The following is a 21,987-nucleotide window of genomic DNA, read 5'->3' on the forward strand; positions in this document are numbered from 1 at the left end:
GAAACGACGAACCGAAAGGTCCTCCCATGGCCACTGTCCTGTCCGTCTCCGGAAGCCCCTCCGCCACCTCCCGCACCGCTCGGCTGCTGCGCCACCTGGACGAGCGGCTCATCGCCCAGGGGCACCAGGTGATCGCGCTGGACGTTCGTACCCTGCCTGCCGAGGCGCTGCTCGGGGCCGACTTCGGTCACCCGGCGATCGTCCGGGCCACCGCCCTGTTCGAGCAGGCGGACGGGGTGGTGATCGGAACCCCCGTCTACAAGGCCGCCTACTCCGGACTGCTGAAGTCCCTGCTCGACCTGCTCCCGCAGTACGCCCTGGCGGGCAAGACGGTCCTCCCGCTGGCCACCGGCGGCACCACCGCCCACGTCCTGGCCATCGACTACGCCCTGCGCCCGGTGCTGGCCTCCATGGGCCCTGCGCACATCACGCCGGGCTGGTTCACGCTCGACAAGGACATCACGGTGGGCGAGGACGGCACGCTGAAAGTCGCGCCGGGATCGGCCGAGGCTCTGGCGCAGGTCACGGACCAGTTCTCGGCCGCGCTGGGCGGCCGTACGACGCTGCTGGCGGCCGCCGGATGAGCGCCGCGCACGTCATCGCGGACGACGCCGAGGCCCTCGCCGTGGCCGCGGAGCTGGCCGCGGACTTCCGCAAGGGCGCCGCCGAGCGGGACGCGCGGCGCAGGCTCCCCCACGCGGAGCTGGAGCGGCTGTCCGCCTCCGGGCTGCTCGCCGTGACCGTGCCCGCCCGGTTCGGCGGCGCGGACGTCCATGCGGACACGCTCGCCGAGATCTTCCGACTGCTGGCCGCCGCCGACGCCAGTCTGGCCCAGATTCCGCAGAGCCACTTCGTGTACGTCAACGTGCTGCGCCGGCACGGGAGCGACGAGCAGCAGGAGTTCTTCTTCGGCGAGGTACTGGCCGGCAAGCGGTTCGGCAACGCCCAGTCCGAGGCGGGCACCCAGCACGTCCAGGACATCCGCACCCGCCTCACCCGGCTCCCGGACGGGTCGTACGTCCTGGACGGCGTCAAGCACTACTCCACCGGCGCGCTGTTCGCCCACTGGATCCCCGTCCTCGCCCGCACCGAGGACGACACCCTGCACGTGGCGTACGTCCCGCGCGACGCGCCCGGCCTCACGGTCGTGGACGACTGGGACGGCATGGGACAGCGCACCACCGCCAGCGGAACCGTCCGCCTGGAGTCGGTGCCCGTGCCCGCCGACCGCGTCGTGCCGCACCACCTCACCTTCCAGGGCCCCCAACTTCACGGCGCGGTAGCTCAGTTGCTGCACGCGGCCATCGACGCCGGGATCGCCTCCGGGGCGCTGGCCGAGGCGGTGGAGTTCGTCCGTACGAAGAGCCGCCCCTGGTTCGAGAGCGCAGCCGAGGGGCACGCGACCGCCGCGGAGGATCCGCTGCTGATCCAGCGGTTCGGCGAACTGGCGATCAGAGAAAGGGCTGCCGAAGCGTTGCTTCGCGAGGCCGCCCGCGCGGTCGACGACGCCCGCGCCGACCTGACCGACGACTCTGCCGCCGAGGCCTCGATCGCGGTGGCCACCGCAAAAGTGACGGCGGCCGAGGCCGCCGTGGAGGTCGCCAGCGCCCTTTTCGAGGTGTCGGGCACCCGCTCGGCGCTCGACTCCCTGGGATTGCATCGCCATTGGCGCGACGCGCGCACCCACACCCTGCACGACCCTGCCCGCTGGAAGGTCCAGCACATCGGCCGTTACGTGCTGGGCGGCACCAGGCCGCCCCGGCACGGCCTCCTGTGACGAACGCTGACGAACACCGATCGGAGCCCTCACGTGTCCCTCACCTTCCACTGGTTCCTGCCCACCAACGGTGACAGCCGCCACGTCGTCGGCGGCGGCCACGGCACCCCCGCCACGCAGTCCGGGCGCGACCGGCCACCGACGGTCGCCTACCTGAGCCAGATCGCCCGCGCCGCCGAGGACCTCGGCTTCGTCGGCGCTCTCACGCCGACCGGCGCGTGGTGCGAGGACGCGTGGCTGACCACCGCCATGGTCAGCCAGAACACCGAGCGTCTGAAGTTCCTCGTCGCCTTCCGCCCCGGCTTCGTCTCGCCGACGCTCGCGGCGCAGATGGCCTCCACCTTCCAGAGGCAGACTGGCGGACGGCTCCTGCTCAACGTCGTCACCGGCGGCGAGAGCCACGAGCAGCGGGCCTACGGGGACTTCCTCGACAAGGACGCGCGGTACCGCCGTACCGGCGAATTCCTGGAAATCGTCCGGGGGCTGTGGGAAGGCAAGACCGTCGACCTCGCCGGCGAGCACCTCCAGGTCGAGGACGCCAGGCTGGCCCGGGTACCCGACCCGGTGCCCGAGGTGTACTTCGGGGGCTCCTCGCCGATCGCCGGAGAAGTTGCCGCCAGGCATGTCGACGTCTACCTCACCTGGGGTGAGCCGCCCACCGCCGTCGCCGAGAAGATCGCCTGGATCCGGGGGTTGGCCGCCAAGGAGGGCCGCAATATCCGGTTCGGGATCCGGCTGCACGTCATCACGCGCGATACGTCCGAGCAGGCTTGGGCGGAGGCGAACCGGCTCCTGGACGGTTTCGATCCGGAGACGGTGAAGTCGGTGCAGGCCGGGCTCGCCCGCAGCGAGTCCGAAGGGCAGCAGCGCATGCTCGCCCTGCACGGTGGCGGAAGCCTCCCCCACTCTCGGCTTCGCTCGAGCGGGGGGACCCCCACCGGGCTGGAGATCCATCCCAACCTGTGGGCCGGTATCGGGCTGGTACGCGGCGGAGCGGGCACGGCTCTGGTCGGCAGCCACGAGGAGGTCACCGAGCGGATCAAGGAGTACGCGGCCCTGGGCGTCGAGGAGTTCATCTTCTCCGGCTATCCGCATCTGGAGGAGGCGTACTGGTTCGGCGAGGGCGTTCTGCCGAAGCTTCAGGCGCAGGGTCTGTGGCGGCACCCGTACGGGCAGCAGGTGGCCCCCACCGCCCAGGTCCCCTTCGCCGGTGCCGGGAGCGCGCGATGACCCATGTGATCGCCGACGAGCCGAGGCGGTCGCCGTCGCCGCCGAGGTGGCTGCCGGGCGGGGCCCGTCCTAGAGCTCCTCGGCGTACCGGCAGTAGAGGCACTTGCGTCCGTCCCGGATGTAGTACCCGGTGTCGCTGTTGCCGAGGTGCACCGTCTCGACCCCGCCCAGGGAGTGCTCCGAACGGTGCTCGGTGCCGCCGCATTTGGCGCAGGTTCTGACCTTCTTGCAGTAGGGATCGTCTTCTGCCGACGATGTCTGCCATGAGGACCAGTCGTGCCCGGTGCAGAGGCTCTTGGTGATCCAGTTTCCGAGGCCCATGACGCTTTCTCCGTGGGGGAGTTCGGGGTGCATACGTGATGTGCCCAGACGGGGAGATCGACATGCCCGCGGAGGCGGGGGCCGGCCAGGCGTCACTGCATGATCGTGCGGGGCAGGTGCGAGCGCGAGCATGCCGTGAGGTCCTTCCTCCCACGACCTGCTCCGAGGAGGCCGACATGGATCGGGTGTGCTCCTCCACGTTGAGACAGGCATCGAACACGCGCTCCGGAGAAGCCGTCAGGGCCGTGGTGACTTCGAGTGCGGCACCGATTCTCCTTCAACGCGACAGGGCACCAGCGGCTCCAGCATGGCTCACCATGAAGTTGGAAATGGCACCATGTCTCATCCCTCCGTCGCCACCCGGCCGGGCGGTCGACCGAAAGGTATGTGGGCCCAGTGACATCGGCAGTTCACGCATCGACCCACAGAACGCGACCGTGACCAGGTCAGCTCGCCGTGGTACCGCCACTGCGTCGGTTGCCGCCAAGCCGGTGGCCGGAGGTAGGCAGCCAGACCGCAGGTCAGCACGGGTAGGCCTGGGAAATCAAACTGAGCGACTCTGAGGCCACCTGAGCAGGGGGTGGGGAGGTTCCAGGTCCTGTCAGCGATCTCGTGAATGCCAAGGTCAGGCGGCTGCGCCAACGGGAATGCCCTGCTCATGGGAATGTCTGCTTATCAGCCGAGGGCGCGTCGATTCCTGGGACTACCGGTGTACGGGTGGAGTGTATGGAGGCGCTCGTGGACGGGACGCTGGTCCAGCTGTCCAGCACACGCTCGTCCAGAATGTGTCCTGACTGCGGTGTCGCATCCCGCCGGGTCCACAGTCGTTACGGTCGTCAGCTGGACGACTGTCCCATTGCCGGCAGGCCGGCGTTGGTTCGGCTGACCGCGTGACGGTTCTTCTGCGATGCCCCAACCTGCCCACGCAGGACGTTCGTTGAGCAGATCGACGGTGTGAGCGAGCCCTACCAGCGGGCCAGCTCCGGCCTGCGCTTCGTGCTTCGTTCCGTGGCGGTCAAAATGAGCGGACGGCCTAGGGCACGGCTGTGCCGGAAGCTCTCGGTTCCAGCAGGCGGGATGCGGCTCCTCGGACATCTGCATGCTCCGGCCGTGCCGAGCCGGGCCCCACGCGTGCTCGGCGTGGGCGAGTTCGCCTTCCGCGCCGGCCGTCGCTACGGAACCATTCTCGTCGAGGTCGAACCCACCAGTTCGCCGACGTCTGCCAGACCGGAGTTCCGAGACTCTGGCCGCTCGGCTCCACGACCATGCCGGTGCCGAGGTCGTGTGCCGTGACCGGGCCAGCGCCTTCACCCGCGCAGTCAAGGAAGGCGCTGCTGACGCCACTGAGGTCGCTGACTCCTGGCACCTGCTGCGCAACCTGTCACTCGCCGTCGAACGGGTCTGCCATGAGCACCGCGCCTGCCTGCGGAAATACGCTGAACAACAGCAGCAGGCCCAGCCACGGCACCCCACCTTGGAACTCCACTTGGGGTTGCTGGAGCCACATCCGCAGCAGAGGGAAGTCCTGCTCCTCCATCCCGGAGCCATGTGATCTCCATGCCAGGAGGGGATGCCGACACGTGCTCGTGGTCGTCAGTGGACCTTGACCTCGTCGATGTCCAGGCCGCGGTCGACGCCGTGGGAGATGACGTTCTGCCCGGCTTCGAGGTGCAGCCGGCTGCCGTCCAAGTAGACCTCGACCTTGTCCGCTTCGAAGGACACCAGGTCGTTGATCCTTTTCACTTCCCGGTAGGCGTCGCGGTACGACCAGGCGGCGCGGCGCGCCTCACCGATGTCGTAGTAGTCGCACAGGCCCTTGTAGGGGCAGAAGGTCTGTCTTTCGACCGGGCGCAGCCGGGTCTCGTCGACGTCGGCGCGCGGGACGTACCAGCGCGGGGCGAAGCCGGACTCGTAGAGGACGACGGGATGTTGGGAGCGGGCGATCACGGTGTCGCCGAGGCGGACTTCCAGGGTGCGGGAGGTGTTGCGGATGTCGATGCGGTGGTACGGGTCCGCGGCGTGTCCCAGGACGCGTTCGTCCTCCTCGTAGAAGGCGTCCATCGCCCGCCAGGCGAAAGCGATACGGCCCCGGAGCTCGGCGGCGTGAGCGGGTAGCGCGGTGAACTCCCAGGCGGCGCGTTCGGTGGTGCGCTCTCCAGCGTGCACCGCGTACCAGGCGGTCTCGCCGAGGTCCTTGTGGTGGGTGACCTTGCCGCCGGCGACCAGGGCCTGTTCGTCCACGTCTTCGCGAGGGAAGTAGGCGACGGGGTAGCGGCCCGGCTCGTGGAGCAGGATCACGTTCTCGCTGTCGGCGACCCAGGTGCCGTTGAACTTCACGCGCATGCGACGGCGCAGCCGCTCGGCGAACAGGAGGCGCTGGGGGAGGGGTTCGGGGGTGAGGAATCGTCCGATGGCGCTCGCGGAGAGGGGGCCTTGCTGCCAGGACAGTCCCATGACGGGTTCCTTCCGAGTGCAGGGTGCGCGAGTGGCCGCGCCCCGGGGGCTGTGGTTGTGGGCGGTCAGGGCGTGCAGGAGCAGCGGGAGGTGTGGACCTCGGGCCGGCGGAGGCACGTCCAGACGGCCTTGCCCTGGCCGGTGCGGGCCTGCACTACCCAGTCGTCGCACAGCCCCTGGACGATGCGCATGCCTCGCCCGGCCTCCGCGCTCGGCGAGGCGGGCGGGATGCGGAAGGGGGAGTGGCGCGCGCTGTCGTGGACTTCGCTGTCGTGGACTTCGACGTGGAAGCAGTACGGGTGCTGGATGAGTCGGACCAGGTATGTGCGGCCGTCCGAACTCCCGTGCCGGACGGCGTTGCCGGCTGGTCCGCGGCCGCCCACAGCCGCCTCGACGCCCTGCGTGTCAGGCGAGGACTCGAGCGAGGAAGTCGCGGATGTGCTCGGTGATGGTCTCGAGGTGGCTCTCCAGCGCGAAGTGGCCCGACTCGAGCAGGTGGATCTCGGCATTGGGCAGGTCCTGGCGGAACGCCTCCGCGCCCGCGGGGCCGAAGATCTCGTCGTTCGCTCCCCAGACCGCCAGCAGCGAGACCTTGGAGTCGCGGAAGTACTGGTGGACCTGCGGGTAGAGGTCCACGTTGGTGGGGTAGTCGCGGAAGAGCTTGAGCTGGATCTCGTCGTTGCCGGGGCGGTCCAGCAGCGCCTGGTCGTGTACCCAGTTGTCCGGGCTGACCAGGGTCGGGTCGGCGACTCCGTTGACGTATTGCCAGCGGGTGACCTCCAGGGTCAGGGCGCCCCGCATGGGGGCTTCGGCGTCCGGTCCCGGGGCCTTGGCGTAGGCGAAGACGCCGTCCCAGAAAGGCTTGACGAAGCCCTCCTCGTAGGCGTTGCCGTTCTGGGTGATGATCGCCGTGATGCGGTCCGGGGCTTGCAGGGCGAGTCGCCAGCCGATGGGGGCGCCGTAGTCCTGCACGTACATCGCGAACCGGTCGACGCCCAGCTGCTGGAGCAGGGCGGAGGTGACCTCGGTGAGGGCGTCGAAGGTGTAGGGGAAGTCCTGCAGGGCGGGCATCGCGGACTGGCCGAACCCGATGTGGTCGGGGGCGATCACGTGATAACGGTCGGCGAGGGCCGGGATCAGGTGGCGGAACATGTGCGAGCTGGTCGGGAAGCCGTGGAGGAGAACCACGGCGGGTCCCTGCGGGTCGCCGGCCTCCCGGTAGAAGACCTCAAGACCATTGACGGTGGCTGTGCGGTGGTGAACTGCAGAGACCATATCTCTAACCTCTCTATCGGGATTTAGTGGTTACACACCCAGTCGAGCATACTCGGTCTAACCTGTCAATGACATTTAATCGGTTAGAGGGCGACTGTGGTCTGGACGTCGCTGGGCCCGGGTGGCGTGACTGGCTTAAGCCTCCGCCCGTGGAAGGTCATCAGCCAGCGCAGGCGCACCGCCCCGTACCCGCTCAGGCGGCCGATGCCTGTCTGTCTGTCTGTCTGTCTGGCGCTGCATCAAGGGGTCGCCTCGGCTCTGTGGACTCTCGTGGCCGCCCGGACTGAGATGCTCGGGCGCCGGCCTGGTGCTCGCGCGGGCCGCGGTCCGGCGGCCTGCAGCCAGCGACGGCCAGCGGGGGCGGCCGGATGTCGTGACTGTAGGAGGTGGCGATCACCAGCAGCGACCAGGTCTTCGACGGTGAACAGGGTGAGTGGGAACGTACGGACCCGGCCCGGCAGGCGGCGGGGCATGGCGCTGAAGACGCCGAGCGCCAGGGCGCCTGTAGGTGGACATGGCCACACCCAGCCGTGGGCAGTGGGACCGACGTGGTTGACCGCGAGGTAGATCCCGACCGGGATGGCCATCGTCACGCCCCGCCTCCGATGGGCAACAGGAGACGGCGGCGCTTGCGCAGCGCTGCGCAGTCCCAGGCTCAGTCGCGCTTGCTGCGCTGCCCTGTAGGTGACGGGAAATACGTTGGACCGGATCGGGGCGGCCAGGAGGGCGGCCCTCAAGGCTGCGGCGCCGCCCGCTCCACCAGACACCAGGGGCATGGTGCGTTCGGTCGCAAATATCGTGGGTGTGGCTGGGGTGTGGCCAACTGGTGTGGCGACCGCCTCATCGGTGGTTTCGCCGCCAGGCGCAACCGTTCGCGCTGCTGTATCTCGGAGACGTCGGCGGTGTTCTCGCGCATGATCACGGGCCCTGTTCTTCCCTTCGCCGCTGCAGCCCGTCCGGCTGGCGCGGCTCCTCAGGCGGGATGAAACTAACTGATCAAAATTATTTCTCTAGTTAGAGGGATTTGCGTTTGTGTAACCTGTCAAGCGAACGAAGTTGGTTGGGAGGAGGCAATGAAGGCCGGTCGAGAACAGGACGTACTCCTGGAGCTCCTCAACACCACGCCTGTGGTCAACGGGGTGGTCCGGGACCAGCTGGCAGATCCGGAAGCGGCCACGCCCTGGCAGCAGGCTCTCGGCGGCAGCGGCACTGCAGAGGAGCGCCGACGCCTCCTACAGGCGCGCGATGCCCTGCAGGACGTGGTGCGCGGCAGCCGACCCGCCACGGCGCTGGCCCCGCTCCTGAAGGGCGTCAACTCCCGCCCGCACCTCTCGTCTGCGGGGGTGTCCTGGGAACTGGACGTTCCTGCGGAGCGCCGGATGGCCGTGGAGGCCGTCCTGGCCTGGGGCGCGCTGCAGGAGACGATGCCAGGTCGGCTGCGGCCCTGCGCCAACCCAGAGTGCCGGCTGTTTCTCATCGACCGCAGCAAGACCAACAAGGCCCGTTGGTGTTCGATGGCCGTCTGCGGCAACCGGATGAAGGCAAGGCGCCACTACCAGCGCACCCGCGACGGCGCGGCCGGATGACCCTCCGGCAGTCACGTGTGATCCCCGCGGCCACGCCGACGCTCCGCCTTGGCGATCTCCCCCGCGATGGGGAGCCAGTAGTAAAGAACGAAGGCGGCGATCACGCCCACACCGAGTGCGGGAAGCAGGGCGCCGAGCAGGGTTCCGGTGGCAAGCCAGACGAGGGCGAGTTGGAAGCGCCGACCGATGGCCGTCACGCCGGCCGAATCGATGGTGTCGGCGAGTAGCCGGCGATCACGACGGGCGTACCACCAGATGACGTTGAACAGCGCGGCCGCGCATTCGAATGCGATGCCGTGCAGGACGACGGCGGTGCGCTGCCCGTGCCCGTCGCGGAAGGCTTCGGCCAGTACGGAGGCGGCGAAAGGCAGGAATGCGATGTCCATAAGCAGCACGGTGTTGAGGAACAGCACCACCCGGTCGGCCCTGCGGATGTGGTCGAACATGATGTGATGGTTGGCCCACACCTGCCCGATGAGCATGAAGGTGACGGCGTAGGCCAGGTAGGACGGCCAGAGCATGGCGAGGCCGTGCAACAGGTGGCGGGTGTCGTGCGGCGGGCGGATCTCCAGGACGAGCAGCGTGATGGCGATGGCCATGACGGCGTCGCTGAACGCGACCACCCGGGCAGGATCGCGCTCCATCCCGAACGGTGTTGACTCTCCTGGCTCCTGAACAGGCTCTGTCATCGTCCCAGCCTCTGGCACCGGACGCTGCTTCGCGAGCAACCGGGTGGCATTTCTGCAGCGGGGATGGGGAATGCAGTCCAGCACTGCCGGCGTTTCGGCCGTGCAGTCCCGTTGGCACCGGTTCGCGGTCGGCAGGCGTAAGGATCATCTGGTGCACAGACACTGGCGGCGGAACTCACTCCTCTGCGGATGGACCACCCACCGGTCGGTCCCGCGCTTCGGTGTCCACCTTGGGCAGCCCCCGCCGCCGCAGATCGGCGATGAACCTGCGGACCAGCACGTCGGAGGGACCATGGTGATGGCCAGGATGTCGCGGTGCACCCGCGGTTCCAGACGGCGCACCACGCGCCGAGGGCCGTCCCGCCAGTGCGGACACCCGCACGATGGTCACTCCCATACAGGACCCCGCCAGTTGGGCGGCGGTCCGCGGGCTGAGGGTTCGCGGGACGACCGCCACATCGGTCTGCCGGTCTGCGACGAACTCGTCGACCCACACACCCATGCCGTTCTCCGGGTCGCAGTGCACAAACGGCTCGCCGGCGAGCTCTTCCACCGCGACGGACGGACGCCCGGTCCGCGAACGAGTGTCCGGGCGAGGTGACGACCACTATTTCCTCGCGTCCCAGCACCTCGACGCGCGCCGACGTAGCCTTCGGCTCGGGCCTACGAACAGGTCCGTGCCGTCGGCCATCAGATGCTCGATCATGCGGTCCGCGCTGCTGAACTCCATGAGGTCCAGCCGCACCTCAGGCCACCGCGTGCACCATCGCCGCAGCACCAGAACGAGCAGCCAGGCCGCCATCGTCTCCGCGCACGCGATCCGCAGACTGCCACCCAGCCCTTCCCCCACACACCGTCCCGCCTGGACCGCGCGCGAGGCCTCCGCCAGGGCCGCGCGGGTTCCCCGGCAACAGCCCGGCCCGCAGCCGTGACCCACCGGAGTGGCGTGATGGCCGAGTGTCTACGGCGGTGGATGTCGCGCAGGTCAACTCAAGGTCGTGACACGGCCTGTCAGTTCTCTGGCCTAGGGTCGCCCGCATGGCTGAGCCCTCCTTTCTGACCGCCGTCCGCGATTCGTACGACACGGTCGCCGCCGATTACGTCGAACGCGTCCCGCCTCCAGCCGAGATGGACCCGCTGTCACGCGCGATGCTGGCGGGGTTCGCCGAACTGGTGCGGACGGCCGGTCTGGGGCCGGTCGCGGACCTGGGATGCGGCCCCGGACGCGTGACGGCGCACCTGGCCGGGCTGGGAGTGCCCGCCTTCGGCGTCGATCTGTCACCGAAGATGGTCGGGCTGGCCCGGCACGCCTATCCGAACCTGCGGTTCACCGCGGGCTCGATGACCGCACTGGAAACGAGGGACGACGAGCTCGGCGGCATCCTGGCCTGGTACTCCACCCACCACACACCCCCGCAGTGGCTGCCGGCGGTGTTCGCCGAGTTCCACCGCACGCTCGCGCCCGGCGGCTTCCTGCTCTGGGGAGACTATGTCGGCAATGAGCGGCTGCAGCCGACCCACGGCTATGGCCATCCGGTGTCCTACGAGTCGTACCTCCTGCCCCTGGACCGCATGGTCGACCTGCTGGAGCAGGCCGGACTCGTCGTCACCGCGAGGCTGGAGCAGGAGCCCGGCGGACGCGTGAACAGACCGCACGCCTGCCTGCTGGCCCGCAAGCCCGAAAAGCCCTGACGGGGCTCGTTCCTGCGGCGAGGCCGCTCGTGTCAGATCGCCGACGGTCACGGCGCGGCCGTCAGGCCGCGAGGTTGAGGGGGGCGTCCGCCCCAGCGGATGCCCTACTTTCTTGATCGTGGTTCGAACTGGTCACTCGTAAGATCAGCGGGACCCAGGGGCTCTGGGTATGGCTGTCAGCGGTTCGCCATGAGATGGCTGGAAAGGCTTGGCCGCCCGGAGCCCCGCGACGACTCGACCGCCAATTGGGAGATGCGACTCGATCGCTGTGTACGGCGATGTCGGCGAGGTCGTGTGCTGGGCGGCAGGAGCGCGACGAGCTCGCGGAGGTGCCCGTGTCCCGGATATGGGCCGGAGTGGACATCGGCAAGGAACATCACCACTGCGTGGTGATCAACGCGGAGGGCGAACGGCTGCTGTCCCGCCGGGTCCTGAACGACGAGACGGCCTTGCTGGAAGTGATCGGGGATGTCCTGGCCCTCGGCAGCGACGTGCTGTGGGCCGTTGATCTCAACGACGGCGGAGTCGCCTTGCTGATCGGACTGCTGATCAGCCACGACCAGCCGGTGGTCTATATCACCGGCCTGACCGTGCACCGCGCCTCGGCCCCCTACCGGGGAACGGCTTGACAGTTGGAGTGGGCGATGGTGAACCGCCGCAGCGGTCCGAAGTGCGCCTCGATCGGGTTTGCCCACGAGGTGTAGTCCAGGGTGAAGCACAGCTCGACCTTGTTCTTCTTCGCCCAGGGGCGGATGTCGCAGCCCTTGTGGGCGGACAGGTTGTCCAGGATCACGTTGATCGGCGTGCCGTCGGGCCGGGCGGCACGGATCGACTTGAGCGCGGCCAGCGTGTTCGAGGCTCCTTTCCTGCGGCGGTTAACGCCCCACAGGGCGTCGTCACCGATCGAGTAGAAGCCGTGGAAGTAGCGGACACCGTGGGTGCGGTGTAAGGCCCGCCCGGGCCGAGCGGGGTGCCCCCGCTCGGCCCGGGCGGGGGGTTCCGGCCGGTTGGCTGCCGTGGAGATTCTTGTCCGTGGGCTTGTCGCGCAGTGGCCGGAGAGCACTATGGGGCGTGATCTCAGCGGGCGATGTCGCCGAGGGCTTCGTAGTGTCAAGCCGGAGGGTGTGGTGGCGTTGTCCCGCGCCGCTCTTCACAACGCGGTTGGCCAGGCTTCACAGGACGATCAACCACTCCTGAACTGCCACTTGCTGGCAACCCGGTCGTTCTTCTCACACCATGCCGTAGAGCCTCGGCGGTCCCCGAGCCATCGCCACTGTCCCTGATGCTCGCCGCCTCGCCGGCAGGTGATGGTCGCGCGGTAGCTGGCCGGCCCTCGGCCATTACACCAGCCGGAGAACCTGGTGGTGTTCTTCTCCCATACCTTGCACTGGGGCGTCGCAGGAACCGCGGTCTCCGCATGAGCGGAAGGTGCCACAGTGGCTGCGCCTGCCCCGATCAGCACGGCAGTCATCGCGAACGGGATCATACGAGTGCGTAGTCGCACAGGTTTCTCCTTCTCGGCTGGTTCCTGGGTGTGACGCCTGGCGTCAGCACGAGCGTGCTGGATGAAGGGGCACGTTTCTACCGACGGTGAACAGTTTGAGACGTCTTGGGACGTCCCAGGCTGTGGCCTGCAGGGACGCCGCCAGAGGGATGTGATCCCGGGAAATCGTGTGTGAGGTCGATGGGCACTTCGAGCCGTCTGCTGACGTATGACCGGAATCGAGCGCCCGAAGGCGGGCGATCAGGCGAACGCGCGACGCGAGTGGCGGAACCAGTAGAGACTGAGTGCAGGCCTGACTGTGCGGCCGTTCCCCAACTCGTGGAGCATCCGGGTGCCGGCGAGGAGGCGTGGTGAGATGGAAGGCGCTGCCTAAGAAGCCGTTGCCCTATGATCACGAGGACCGTTCTGATCGAACGGGATCCCTGGTCGGGGGATCTTGGCCGGGTGGGCGCATGAAAGCAGGACCTCCGGTGCAGCACGAGGGTTGCGAAACCAACTCGAGGGCATCGGGGTGGGGTACCTCCGGCTCGCTGGGACGGGCGTCAAGCCGATTGACCCATCCGTGGGTGGCTGGGCTGTGTCGTGCCCCGCGTGGATCGCACCGGCCGAGGCGTGAATCTCCTGTCCCACAACTGGGTCCTGCTCGTCCTGCTTCAACCACGTGCGGGCCCTGCCAGTCCGCTTTCGTAGGCGGCGATGACGAGTTGGGCCCGGTCCCTGGCCCCCAGCTTCGTCAGCAAATGGCTGACGTGGGTCTTGACCGTGCCGACGGTCAGATACAGCTCGGCTGCGATTTCGTTGTTGGACAGGCCACGTGCGATCAGGCTCAGCACGTCACGCTCGCGGCCGGTCACCCCGTCCAGGTTGCGGGTGACCGGGCCGGGGTAGCCGGGGCGGCGGACGTAGGTCTCGATGAGCTTGCGGGTGACGCCGGGTGACAGTAGCGACTCCCCAGTGGCGATCACCCGCACGGCGTCGATCAGGCGTGCGGGTGGAGTGTCCTTGAGGAGAAAGCCCGCGGCGCCTGCGCGGAGCGCCTCGAAGACGTACTCGTCCAGGTCGAAGGTGGTGAGCACCAGGACGTGGACGGGCACCGGAGACGGGCCGCCGAGCAGGCTGCGGATGGCCTCGATGCCATTGAGCCCGGGCATCCGGATGTCCATCAGGGCTACATCGGGGCGCAGTTCGCGGATCACCCTGACCGCCTGGGTCCCGTCGGCCGCCTCGCCGACGACCTGGAGATCGTTTTCCGACTCGATCAGCACACGGAACCCGGCACGCACCAGCGTCTCGTCGTCCACCACGACGACCCGCACCGTCATGCGCCCTCCAGATCGGCGCCCACGGAGAGTTGGGCTGTTCGCTCGTCCGTGGCGTACGGCAGCCGGGCGGTGATGCGAAAGCCGTGCGGCGACAGCGGGCCCGCGTGAACCTCGCCGCCGTAGACGGCGGCGCGTTCCCTCATGCCGGTCAGGCCGTGGCCCTCGGTGATCGGGGTGGTCGTGCGGCCGGCCCCGGCATCGACGACCGTGAGAGCGACCTCGCCCGGCGCGTAGGCGACCGTCGCCCGGGCATGGCCGGTACGGGCATGCTTGACGACGTTGGTCAGGGCTTCCTGCACGATGCGGTAGGCGGCACGGTCCACACCTCGGGGCAGGGCGTGCGGGTGACCGTTGATCGTCAACTCGACCCGCACCCCGGCCCGTCGGGTCTGTTCCAGGAGTGTGTTCAGGTCGTCGAGGCCGCCGGGCAGCCATTCGGCGCCGTCGTCATCGCGCAGGACACCCAGCAGGGAGCGCAGCTCCCCGAGCGCGGCCCTGCTGGTGGTCTCGATCGCGGAGAGGGACTTCGCGGCCTCGTCGGGTCGGCTGCCGATCACATGGTGGCCGACGCCCGCCTGCACTGCGATGACGCTCAGGCTGTGCGCGACGACGTCGTGCAACTCCCGGGCGATGCGTATGCGTTCCTCGACAAGCGTGCGTCGTGACCGCTCCTCGGCCTGCTCGACCAGGCCCTGGGAATAGGCGCGGCCCCGTCTGGTGGACCACCCGATCGCCCAGGCGGCGGCCTCGACGATGAGGCTTTGGCTCATCCCCGGCCACCCCCAGTAGTCGTGCCCTGTTACGCCCTGCATAGGGACCATCAAGGCGAGTTGTGCGGCGCCCGCCACCGCGCTCGCGTACGCCGCGACACGCGTGGGTCGAGCGACCGCCACCCCGTACACCAGCAAGGCAGTCGCCAGCACCCCTGTCAGGCTGAGCGCGCCGTCGGTGGCCATCATCACCGAAGCCACCGCCAGTGCAGGCAGTGGCAGCAGCCGCCGGACGGCGACGGCCACGCCCAACGAGCACGTCAGCACGGTCTGCCATGCCGGCCAGCCCGTGCGGTGCGTGCCAAGCGTCCACCACAAGACGTTCGACGCCATCAGGACCATGGCCAAAGGCACATCCAGCCCGATCAGCTGAGTCGGCGTCAGTCTCCTGGCATAGGGCCCCGCGTCATGCCTCACCATCATGCCTCGCACGCATCCGACCCTAGCCGGGAGGGCGATCATCCGCCTCTGTCCAGAGACAGAGATCAGCCGGTCATTCCGTGGCCAGATCCGCGGGGCGGGCAACCTCTGCCAGGGTCGGCCACATGGATCTCTCCCGGACGCCCGCCCGCCGATGGCTTCCCCCTGTGCCCTGGGGCTTCGCCCTGCTCGCCGCCGCGTCGTCCCTGACGTACGGCGGTGATCACGCGGTGAACGCCTGGGCATCGACCAACCTGGCCAATATGGGTGATCATCCTGTGGAGGCGCTCATCGCCTCCGCCTTCCTGTTCGGCGCCGATCCCTGGGCCTGTCTGCGCAGCATCGCCCTGGCCGGGGCCATGCTGGCGTTACTCGTGATCCGGTTCGGCAACATGCGGGCGGTCGCGCTGATCGCGGCCGGCCAGGTCCTCGGCACACTGGTGAGCGAAGGGCTGCTGGCAGCGCGGATCGCGGCCGGCCAAGCAGACCCTGCGCTGCGTGCGACGCTGGACGTCGGCCCGTCCTACGTGATCGTCTCGGCCCTGGCCGCCGTGGTGGCAGCGGGAGCCCGGCGATGGCACCGATGGACCGCGCTCGCCGCGCTCGCGGTGCGCGCACCGCGCATCACGAGCGGCCTGACCACGCTGGGGGTCACTCCCGTCGGCCACGTGACAGCACTGGTCACCGGCATGCTGCTGGCATGGGGTCTGCGGTCGTCCGACGCCCGCCACCGCTACCTGGACCGACTGACGTTACGCGCAGCCCCGCTTCAGACCGAACTTGGCGCCCTCGCCCCCGTCGCCGGCCCAGATGCGGAGGATGTCGCGGGTGCCGCCCACGGTCACCGCCATCACCACGTAGATGGGACGGTTTGCGACCTGCCCGTCCCTGATCTTGATGTTGATGGCGTCCACGAACAGGACCCGGGTAGACGCGGTCGAGGCGTCGGTTCGCCATTCGGCCATTGCGCCCATGGCTTTGAGCTGTCGTCTTTTCGATCTTGAGTGGTGTCCGTCGAACGGGAGTCTCGATCGGGTGATTGCGGCCGGTGCCGGGCATGGGAACAGGGTCTCTTGGTAGCCAGCTCGGAGGGTGTCTACGCCAACTCGTCTGCCAGGAGGCGCTGTTGTTGCAGTTGTATGCCACCGCGGAGACGGAGTCCATTTCGGTCACTCTCGCGTGTGACTGTCTGGCTCACCGGTTCGGGAACGCCGCCGACACCCCGATGCGTGAGCGGCGGTATCCGACGGACATGACGGACGCGGAGTGGGCCCGGGTCCTGCCGCTACTGCCGGTGCCGGGCTGGATGCGTGGCCGGGGCGGCCGGCCGGAGGCGTATTGCCACCGGGCCATGCTCGATGCGATCCGGCATCTCGTGGACAACGGGATCAAGTGGCGCGCGATGCCCGTCGACTTCCCGCCGTGGGACCGCATCTACGCATTACCGCGACGCCCAGGGCGACGGGCCCGGCCGCGATCGCGGTGAACAAGGCCAGACGCGACAGGCGCACGCGACGCCGCATCTTCTCCAGCCGGGCGCCCGCGGCCATCGGAGCAGCAGCCTCGCTCTCCGAGGTCTGCTTGTCCGGGGACATGGTCAAACTCCCAGGTCAGAACGTGTACTTGCCGACCTCGAGAAAACCCGCCGGACCCGACCCGACCACCGACCATGAAGGCCCGACCACGGTCACGATGGGGACACAAAACCCGTGGCTGGGCTCGTGGTCGGGCCGACCACAGCCCCGACCACTTCCGTTGCGCGGCGCCTGAGCAAGCAGGACCGCGTTCGTTGCGCAGCCGCGATTGCGCATCCACCCGGAACACCCGCGGGACACCCGTGGTCGGGCCGACCACGGACCCGACCACGGCAGTCGAGTGCGCATGTTGCCGGATCGTGACCGATGGTGGGGGCTGTGGCCGTCAGTCGGGTCGGGGGTGCCGGGTGGGCTGACGGCATGGATCTCGCGGACGTCTCCCCACTCAGCGACCCCGGCCACCTCAGATCGGCAAGGGTTACGGCTCGCAGATTCTGGCGTCGCCAGTAGTGCGGTGCGGCCGGGCGGCTCTTGGGGGTCTGTGACACCCCCGCCCGCATGCCCCGAAGCGCCCACCACGCTGTGACAGCGAACGTTGACCGCTGCGGGCCACCGGGCCGTGGCGCAGCCGTGTCCGGTGCCGAACCCCGGGGACCGTAGCACCGCCCAGGACGGATGCTGATGGCTGTGGCGTGTCCGAGACCTTGGGGGTCAGCGGCCGTGGGTCTTCAGCCGAAGTCCTTTGCGTGGTCGCGGGCCCAGTGCGCGAAGCTGAGGCCGGGCCGACCCAGCACACGCCGCACGGTCGGTGTACACGGCGACCCGCCTGTTGCGGCCAGGGAAAGGAACTGCAAGATCGCGTCGACAGTTGCTGGGTCGGAAAAGCGACCGTAGTGCTCGCGGGCCTGATCCGGGGAGAGTTCCTCGATACGCAGAGTCCTGCCGATCGCCTGCCCGATCTGTTCCACCTGGCGGCGCTGCGAGATCAGTTCGGGTCCTGTCAGCACGGCCGCGCTCGATGGAGCGGTCGCCACCGCATCCTCGGCACCGACACCCAGTACCGTGACCGCGACGGCGGCGACGTCGCGTTCGTGGACCGGCGCCGTGACGGCGTCGGGGTGGACCAGCCGCACTGTGCCACTCGACCTGATCGACTCCGCCCAGCGCAGGCTGTTGCTTGCCAGGACCAGGGGCCGCACCGGCGTCCAGGGCAGGCCGGCGGCTGACAGCGCGTCCTCGACCGCACGGTGCTCCTGGGCGATCGCGTTGTGCTCCATGCCCGGCAGCAGAACACTGCCGGAGGAGAGCAGCACGACGCGTTCAAGTCCCACCTCGGCGGCCACCGTGGCAAAGCCTTCGGCCCTGGCCGGCGGGGCGTAGAGAAACACCCGGCGCACGCCGTCGAGTGCTGGGCGCAGCGTGTCGAGCCGGGTGAGGTCGGCGGTCACGACTTCGGCCGCGGCAGGCAGGTCGGCATCAGCCCGAGGGTCGCGCACCGAGGCACGAACGGGTTCACCGACAGCGAGCAGCTGGTCGACGACATGGCGGCCGACGCCACCTCGGGCTCCGATGACCAGAGTGGTCATGATGTGCTTCCTCTCGCAAGATCAGCCCCGGCGAGGGTGAGCACAGGCACGTCGGCGACCCGCGAGACGACCACGAGCCGGTTACAGCCCGGCTGACGTGCAACGCGGTGCCGCAGGGCGCTCAACCTCGACCGGATGCGTTCCGGTACTCGCGCCTCAGGGCCACCGCAGTGACTGGCGAAGCGTTCCGACGCCGCACTTCGCCTACCGGAACCTTAGCACTGCCCGCGCCGCGAGCATGGCCCCACGGCGACGAACGGCTCAAGCAGCTCGACCGGCAGATCAGCGACGACTTCCGCACTCATCCGCAGGCCGCGGTCATCGAGTCGGTGCCGGGGATCGGCCTCATCGTGGGCGCCGAGTTCCTCGTCGCGGCAGGCGACTTGGCCGCCTACCCGGACGCCGGTCACCTCGCCTCTGCCGCCGGCCTCGTCCCCGTCGCCAAAGACTCCGGACGCCGCACCGGCAACCTCCGCCGACTCCAGCGCTACAGCCGCCGCCTGCGCCGAGTGTTCTACCTCTCCGCGCAGACCAGCATCATCTGCGACGGCCCCAACCGGACGGGACTGGAATGCGGGTGGCTGCGGGTTCAACACGGACCCGCCGGATGGCAGTTACTACCTCACCGGCCCGGTTCCGGGGACCGCAGGAGCCGATGCACGATGGCTTACCTTCGGCCCGTTGCCTTCGAATGCCACAGGGATCAGAATCGCCACGCACCAGGTGGTCAAGGCCTGTCCTTTGCCGAGGGGCCGCGCGCTGCCGGAGGGCAGGTTCTGGCTGAAGCGAGCCAGAACCAGGTCTCGCCTACAAACCCAGCGCATTGCTGGCGGAGGTCGGCGCACTTCTTCGTGAGCTGCTCGTGCTCGCTGAGCGTGCGGCTGAACGCCTCAAGGGTAGTCTCCCGGGATTTCACTCAGGCCTGGAAGAGTTCGTTGAGATCAAGGTGCTGGTGGGTGAGGTGCCAGCGTTTGACGACCGCCTCGATAGCGAGCTGAGAGACGCTGAGGCGTCCGCTGGAGCGCAGGGGGTGCCGGACAGGACGCGGTTCATCGCGGCGCGGACCGGATCGCCGGCAGCGGGGGCGGCGTCGGTCACTGGTGGTTCTCCGGTTCGTGGGCGTCGAGGATCCGTTGCAGGTGCGTCAGTTCGTGGCGTTCGCGGTCGTGCCGGATGAGTGGGGCGACGGCGGCGAGTTCGCGGTGGTGCTGGCGCAGGTGCTGGATGTCGCGGTCGGTGCGGGCGACGTTGCGGCACCAGGGCCGACAGTCGTGGGTGTCCGGGGTGACCAGCGGGTCGTCGATGGTTCCGCGTAGTCGGCAAAGGGCTTGGGCGGAGTCCAGGACACAGGTCATCCCCTGCCTGTGGTGGATCTGCAGGAGCGGGTTGCCCAGCAAGTCGCGGGCCTGGCGGTCGCCGATTGGATCGAGGAGTACCGCATCACGGCGCCAGTTGAGGCCGGCCAGTGCGCCGGGACTTCGCAGGTCTGCCCACACGTCGCGTCCTGCATCCAACTGGTCGACCTGAGGTTCGGGGCCGTGGGTGAAAGCAAGCCAGTGATCCGACCGTCGGACGGCAGAAAACCGCCGCAAGGCGGGCTATGCCGCGTGCCAGCCTGTACTCGTGCTTTCGTTCAGATACATCCCTCCGCCCACACCGGCCCAATACGACCGTTTGGTGAGGGAGGTCTCCCACGAGTCGCAGCAGTTCAAGCCCGACCAGCACGTCGTGTCACGGGTGCTCCTTGACCAGTTCGCCGAGCCGATTGGCTCCAAAGGCGGGTGCCTGATAATCAGCCTCAACCGCGCGTACTTGCATGCCAAGCCGACGAAGCGGGTTCCGGCAGGCTGCGGGAAGTTCCGGCACTTCGTGCGCTACGCCTCCGGCTCCAGCGAAGCCGCCTGGATGGCTACGGAAACCAACCTGCGCGAGGCGTTCGACGCGGCGGATAACGGCACGGTCTTCGACCAGATGCAGCACTCCGACACGGTCCGCGACGCGATCGTGCTGCACAAGGTGCGCAGCATCCCCGGGCTGATCGTGTCCGACGAGACGTGGCGCCATCGCCACACCGCGCACATCGGCCAGTGGCCCCTGCAGCAGGGCCATATGGTGGGGCCAACGTCGGCAAGCTCAGGGCGTCATCAGCACTGCGGCACGATGTGGTTGTGGAAATGCCATGCGCCGTTGACATACGGAGCGAAGGTCCACCACGGTTGGGTGCCAGTGTTGGTGACAGTGGAACCCCCCGGGGGTGGGTAATTGACCTTCCAGGTGCGGTACCACACGTCTCCGGCAGTGCCGACCTGGCCGGCGGAGACCCAGCAATCGATCAACACCGAGCCTCCGTTGCTGTCGTCGGTAAGGCCCACCTTATTGCCGGGCGTGTCGTAGGGCTGCCAGTAGACACCGACGTGATCGGCGGTAGTAATCACCGCCCAGTAGGCCGGGAGCGCGTCGGCGTGGGCACTCGTGGCGCTGCCTGCGAACCCGAGGACGGCAACGGCAGCCGCGACGGAGGTGGTGAGTAATCGGCGCAGTTTCATGATCGAATACCTTCTTGCCGAGAGGGCGGATGGGTCCCGAAGGGGGTCATGAGCAGCCGGTTCTACTCGGTGACGCGCGGAACTGCAAGATCATGTGTCGAGCGTGCCAGGGAGCCCGTCGGCGTTCCCCGGACAGTCGTGCGTCGCTGGTTGAGGCGGCCTTGCGCGCAGGAGTAGGGCCAGGTTGACCGAGGCGCGGTTTGCGTTCGAAGGCCACTCTAGGAGCGGCAACGCCTCGTGTGTAGTGGCAAGTTGGACAGTGAAGCCGAGGTTGCGGTGCCGCAGTGCACAGCGAGGGTGGAAGAGCGCCGGTGGGCTCGTTCGCAACCGGCTCAAACGCCTTCAGTACCGGCCCGGCACTCTCGACGGCTTCATAGCCGGCACCGGCATGACCCTCGACGAACCAGCGTCACCTTGACGAGCCGAAGTCAGTAGCTCTGCATTGACTTTGCTCGTGCGTTGGTGTGGCGTGGTTGTCGCGTTGCTTATTGATCTTGGCCGTGGTCTGCTATTGCTTGGCTGTGCTGGGCGGCGTTTTCGTTGTGTGTGGGGGAGGTCTTGCGCGGTGCCGAGGGGTGCCCTCATCTCCGCCACAGGGAGGTCGTACCTGCGGTTCCCTTGATCCAGGGTGTCGGTGCCCGCGGGTGGGTTGCCGCCGATGCGGATTTCGGCTGCTGAGCGTTCTGATCCGTCACGCTGTGTCGAAGTCCGACCGGGGCCGGACCTCTACGACGAAGTCCGCATCCTCCATCTCGCCCGCCTCGTCGTGCCAGAGGAAGACGCGCACATGCATCGCGTGGTGGAGGCCGGTCCTCTCCCACTCGGTCATGAGGTCGGCGACGATGCGGCCGATGGCGTGCTTGGCGCCTTCGTCCGTGTCGGCGGCGGTGATCACGCCGTGCCATTGTTCGGGGTCGCTGCCGTAGGGGCGCCAGCCCTCGGACCCGTGCGGCTCGAACACCCGGTAGGTCCAGTCCGTATTGGTGTTCATAACACCGATCGTGTCACCGCAAGGAACCTCATGCGCCGTATCGGATCGACGGCTGCCGAGCGCGGGTCCGTCGGAGCGAACAACTGCCCGGATGCCGTGGAGCGGGACGACGGCGACTTCTTTGTGATCGGGCAGCTGCATCCCCTGACCGATCCGGAGGCGGAGCGGATGAACGAGCTGGGCGTCTCGATCGGTGACGGTGAGTCCCTGGTCTTGGTGCCGCGCGACTGAATCCTGGCCGCCGCGAAGCAGCTGGCGTTTGAGGGGGTCGCCGAGCCGGGTGGGACGT

At 68.4% G+C, this 21,987-nt stretch carries 22 protein-coding genes and 6 pseudogenes; 14 read left to right on the plus strand and 14 right to left on the minus strand.

Translation table 11 applies throughout. The annotated features are described in order from the left end of the window. Positions 1-26 precede the first annotated feature (26 nt). The 3 genes from ssuE to ACWCQS_RS07075 are packed head-to-tail and all read left to right on the plus strand — an operon-like array spanning position 27 to position 3,007. Positions 27-584 (plus strand): NADPH-dependent FMN reductase, encoded by a 558-nt coding sequence (gene ssuE / locus ACWCQS_RS07065; protein ID WP_451003474.1) that lies wholly within the window; start codon positions 27-29, stop codon positions 582-584. Beyond that, positions 581-1,777, plus strand: a complete 1,197-nt coding sequence (locus ACWCQS_RS07070; RefSeq protein WP_451003475.1) for an SfnB family sulfur acquisition oxidoreductase — start codon at positions 581-583, stop codon at positions 1,775-1,777. The genes ssuE and ACWCQS_RS07070 overlap by 4 nt, the downstream gene beginning before the upstream one ends. A 33-nt stretch (positions 1,778-1,810) precedes the next feature. Beyond that, on the plus strand, positions 1,811-3,007 hold the full coding sequence (locus ACWCQS_RS07075; RefSeq protein WP_451003476.1) for an LLM class flavin-dependent oxidoreductase: 1,197 nt from the start codon (positions 1,811-1,813) through the stop codon (positions 3,005-3,007). Between the two features lie 69 nt (positions 3,008-3,076). Here the strand turns inward: ACWCQS_RS07075 and ACWCQS_RS07080 are convergent, their stop codons facing one another. Beyond that, positions 3,077-3,328: a hypothetical protein gene (locus tag ACWCQS_RS07080; protein WP_451003477.1), complete on the minus strand. Its 252-nt coding sequence runs from the start codon at positions 3,326-3,328 to the stop codon at positions 3,077-3,079. Positions 3,329-4,111: 783 nt separating this feature from the next. On the opposite strand from ACWCQS_RS07080, the gene ACWCQS_RS07085 reads away from it, so the two are divergent. Together ACWCQS_RS07085 and ACWCQS_RS07090 are read left to right on the plus strand one after the other, a co-directional pair. Continuing rightward, the gene (locus ACWCQS_RS07085) at positions 4,112-4,222 is read left to right on the plus strand and encodes a transposase family protein (protein WP_451003528.1); all 111 of its coding nucleotides are present in this window, start codon (positions 4,112-4,114) and stop codon (positions 4,220-4,222) included. 205 nt (positions 4,223-4,427) lie between these two features. After that, the gene (locus ACWCQS_RS07090) at positions 4,428-4,880 is read left to right on the plus strand and encodes a transposase (protein ID WP_451003478.1); all 453 of its coding nucleotides are present in this window, start codon (positions 4,428-4,430) and stop codon (positions 4,878-4,880) included. A gap of 41 nt (positions 4,881-4,921) precedes the next feature. On the opposite strand, the gene ACWCQS_RS07095 is transcribed toward ACWCQS_RS07090, so the two are convergent. The 4 genes from ACWCQS_RS07095 to ACWCQS_RS07110 form a co-directional block, all read right to left on the minus strand. Next, positions 4,922-5,782, minus strand: a complete 861-nt coding sequence (locus ACWCQS_RS07095) for a DUF427 domain-containing protein (protein ID WP_451003479.1) — start codon at positions 5,780-5,782, stop codon at positions 4,922-4,924. 65 nt (positions 5,783-5,847) lie between these two features. Then, positions 5,848-6,165 carry an ATP-binding protein gene (locus ACWCQS_RS07100; protein ID WP_451003480.1) on the minus strand — a complete coding sequence of 106 codons (318 nt, stop codon included), beginning with the start codon at positions 6,163-6,165 and terminating at the stop codon, positions 5,848-5,850. Between the two features lie 22 nt (positions 6,166-6,187). After that, the gene (locus ACWCQS_RS07105) at positions 6,188-7,057 is read right to left on the minus strand and encodes an alpha/beta fold hydrolase (RefSeq protein ID WP_451003481.1); all 870 of its coding nucleotides are present in this window, start codon (positions 7,055-7,057) and stop codon (positions 6,188-6,190) included. Between the two features lie 239 nt (positions 7,058-7,296). After that, positions 7,297-7,833, minus strand: coding sequence for a Na+/H+ antiporter NhaA (locus tag ACWCQS_RS07110; protein WP_451003482.1), 537 nt, complete (start codon positions 7,831-7,833; stop codon positions 7,297-7,299). A gap of 297 nt (positions 7,834-8,130) precedes the next feature. Between ACWCQS_RS07110 and ACWCQS_RS07115 the strand changes: the two genes are divergently transcribed. After that, positions 8,131-8,643, plus strand: a complete 513-nt coding sequence (locus ACWCQS_RS07115) for a CGNR zinc finger domain-containing protein (protein ID WP_451003483.1) — start codon at positions 8,131-8,133, stop codon at positions 8,641-8,643. 11 nt (positions 8,644-8,654) lie between these two features. Here the strand turns inward: ACWCQS_RS07115 and ACWCQS_RS07120 are convergent, their stop codons facing one another. Together ACWCQS_RS07120 and ACWCQS_RS07125 are read right to left on the minus strand one after the other, a co-directional pair. Next, a complete protein-coding gene (locus ACWCQS_RS07120; RefSeq protein WP_451003484.1) occupies positions 8,655-9,371 on the minus strand; it encodes a TMEM175 family protein in 717 nt (238 codons plus the stop codon). 568 nt (positions 9,372-9,939) lie between these two features. Then, positions 9,940-10,134, minus strand: coding sequence for a hypothetical protein (locus ACWCQS_RS07125; RefSeq protein WP_451003529.1), 195 nt, complete (start codon positions 10,132-10,134; stop codon positions 9,940-9,942). Between the two features lie 236 nt (positions 10,135-10,370). Between ACWCQS_RS07125 and ACWCQS_RS07130 the strand changes: the two genes are divergently transcribed. After that, on the plus strand, positions 10,371-11,024 hold the full coding sequence (locus ACWCQS_RS07130) for a class I SAM-dependent methyltransferase (RefSeq protein WP_451003485.1): 654 nt from the start codon (positions 10,371-10,373) through the stop codon (positions 11,022-11,024). A 335-nt stretch (positions 11,025-11,359) separates the two neighbouring features. Then, positions 11,360-11,644: pseudogene (locus tag ACWCQS_RS07135) on the plus strand (IS110 family transposase); the annotation flags it as partial. Between the two features lie 11 nt (positions 11,645-11,655). Here the strand turns inward: ACWCQS_RS07135 and ACWCQS_RS07140 are convergent. The 3 genes and pseudogenes from ACWCQS_RS07140 to ACWCQS_RS07150 all read right to left on the minus strand — a co-directional run. Further along, positions 11,656-12,048, minus strand: a pseudogene (locus ACWCQS_RS07140) (transposase); the annotation flags it as partial. Between the two features lie 1,133 nt (positions 12,049-13,181). Next, positions 13,182-13,850, minus strand: a complete 669-nt coding sequence (locus ACWCQS_RS07145; RefSeq protein ID WP_451003486.1) for a response regulator — start codon at positions 13,848-13,850, stop codon at positions 13,182-13,184. Next, positions 13,847-14,953 (minus strand): sensor histidine kinase, encoded by a 1,107-nt coding sequence (locus ACWCQS_RS07150; RefSeq protein ID WP_451003487.1) that lies wholly within the window; start codon positions 14,951-14,953, stop codon positions 13,847-13,849. The genes ACWCQS_RS07145 and ACWCQS_RS07150 overlap by 4 nt, the downstream gene beginning before the upstream one ends. A 212-nt stretch (positions 14,954-15,165) precedes the next feature. On the opposite strand from ACWCQS_RS07150, the pseudogene ACWCQS_RS07155 reads away from it, so the two are divergent. After that, positions 15,166-15,720, plus strand: a pseudogene (locus ACWCQS_RS07155) (rhomboid-like protein); the annotation flags it as partial. 96 nt (positions 15,721-15,816) lie between these two features. Here ACWCQS_RS07155 and ACWCQS_RS07160 read toward each other — a convergent pair. Next, a pseudogene (locus ACWCQS_RS07160) lies at positions 15,817-16,020 on the minus strand (transposase); the annotation flags it as partial. Positions 16,021-16,346: 326 nt separating this feature from the next. Here ACWCQS_RS07160 and ACWCQS_RS07165 point away from each other — a divergent pair. Continuing rightward, the gene (locus ACWCQS_RS07165) at positions 16,347-16,526 is read left to right on the plus strand and encodes a transposase (RefSeq protein WP_451003530.1); all 180 of its coding nucleotides are present in this window, start codon (positions 16,347-16,349) and stop codon (positions 16,524-16,526) included. Positions 16,527-17,303: 777 nt separating this feature from the next. Here the strand turns inward: ACWCQS_RS07165 and ACWCQS_RS07170 are convergent. Beyond that, positions 17,304-18,161, minus strand: a complete 858-nt coding sequence (locus ACWCQS_RS07170) for an NAD(P)H-binding protein (protein WP_451003488.1) — start codon at positions 18,159-18,161, stop codon at positions 17,304-17,306. Positions 18,162-18,430: 269 nt separating this feature from the next. Between ACWCQS_RS07170 and ACWCQS_RS07175 the strand changes: the two are divergent. Further along, positions 18,431-18,721: pseudogene (locus ACWCQS_RS07175) on the plus strand (transposase); the annotation flags it as partial. Positions 18,722-19,255: 534 nt separating this feature from the next. Here the strand turns inward: ACWCQS_RS07175 and ACWCQS_RS07180 are convergent. Further along, entirely contained in the window at positions 19,256-19,657 is a 402-nt protein-coding gene (locus ACWCQS_RS07180; protein WP_451003489.1) for a hypothetical protein, read from the minus strand. Positions 19,658-19,838: 181 nt separating this feature from the next. Here ACWCQS_RS07180 and ACWCQS_RS07185 point away from each other — a divergent pair, with 181 nt between their 5' ends. Both ACWCQS_RS07185 and ACWCQS_RS07190 read left to right on the plus strand, forming a co-directional pair. After that, positions 19,839-20,423: a hypothetical protein gene (locus tag ACWCQS_RS07185; RefSeq protein ID WP_451003490.1), complete on the plus strand. Its 585-nt coding sequence runs from the start codon at positions 19,839-19,841 to the stop codon at positions 20,421-20,423. A gap of 600 nt (positions 20,424-21,023) precedes the next feature. Continuing rightward, positions 21,024-21,125, plus strand: a pseudogene (locus ACWCQS_RS07190) (transposase); the annotation flags it as partial. 273 nt (positions 21,126-21,398) lie between these two features. Here the strand turns inward: ACWCQS_RS07190 and ACWCQS_RS07195 are convergent. After that, the gene (locus tag ACWCQS_RS07195; protein WP_451003491.1) at positions 21,399-21,698 is read right to left on the minus strand and encodes a hypothetical protein; all 300 of its coding nucleotides are present in this window, start codon (positions 21,696-21,698) and stop codon (positions 21,399-21,401) included. 30 nt (positions 21,699-21,728) lie between these two features. Here ACWCQS_RS07195 and ACWCQS_RS07200 point away from each other — a divergent pair, with 30 nt between their 5' ends. Continuing rightward, complete coding sequence (locus ACWCQS_RS07200; RefSeq protein ID WP_451003492.1) at positions 21,729-21,929, plus strand: hypothetical protein; 201 nt, start codon at positions 21,729-21,731, stop codon at positions 21,927-21,929. Positions 21,930-21,987: the final 58 nt, after the last annotated feature.

It is taken from the genome of Streptomyces sp. NPDC002076 (assembly GCF_053593835.1).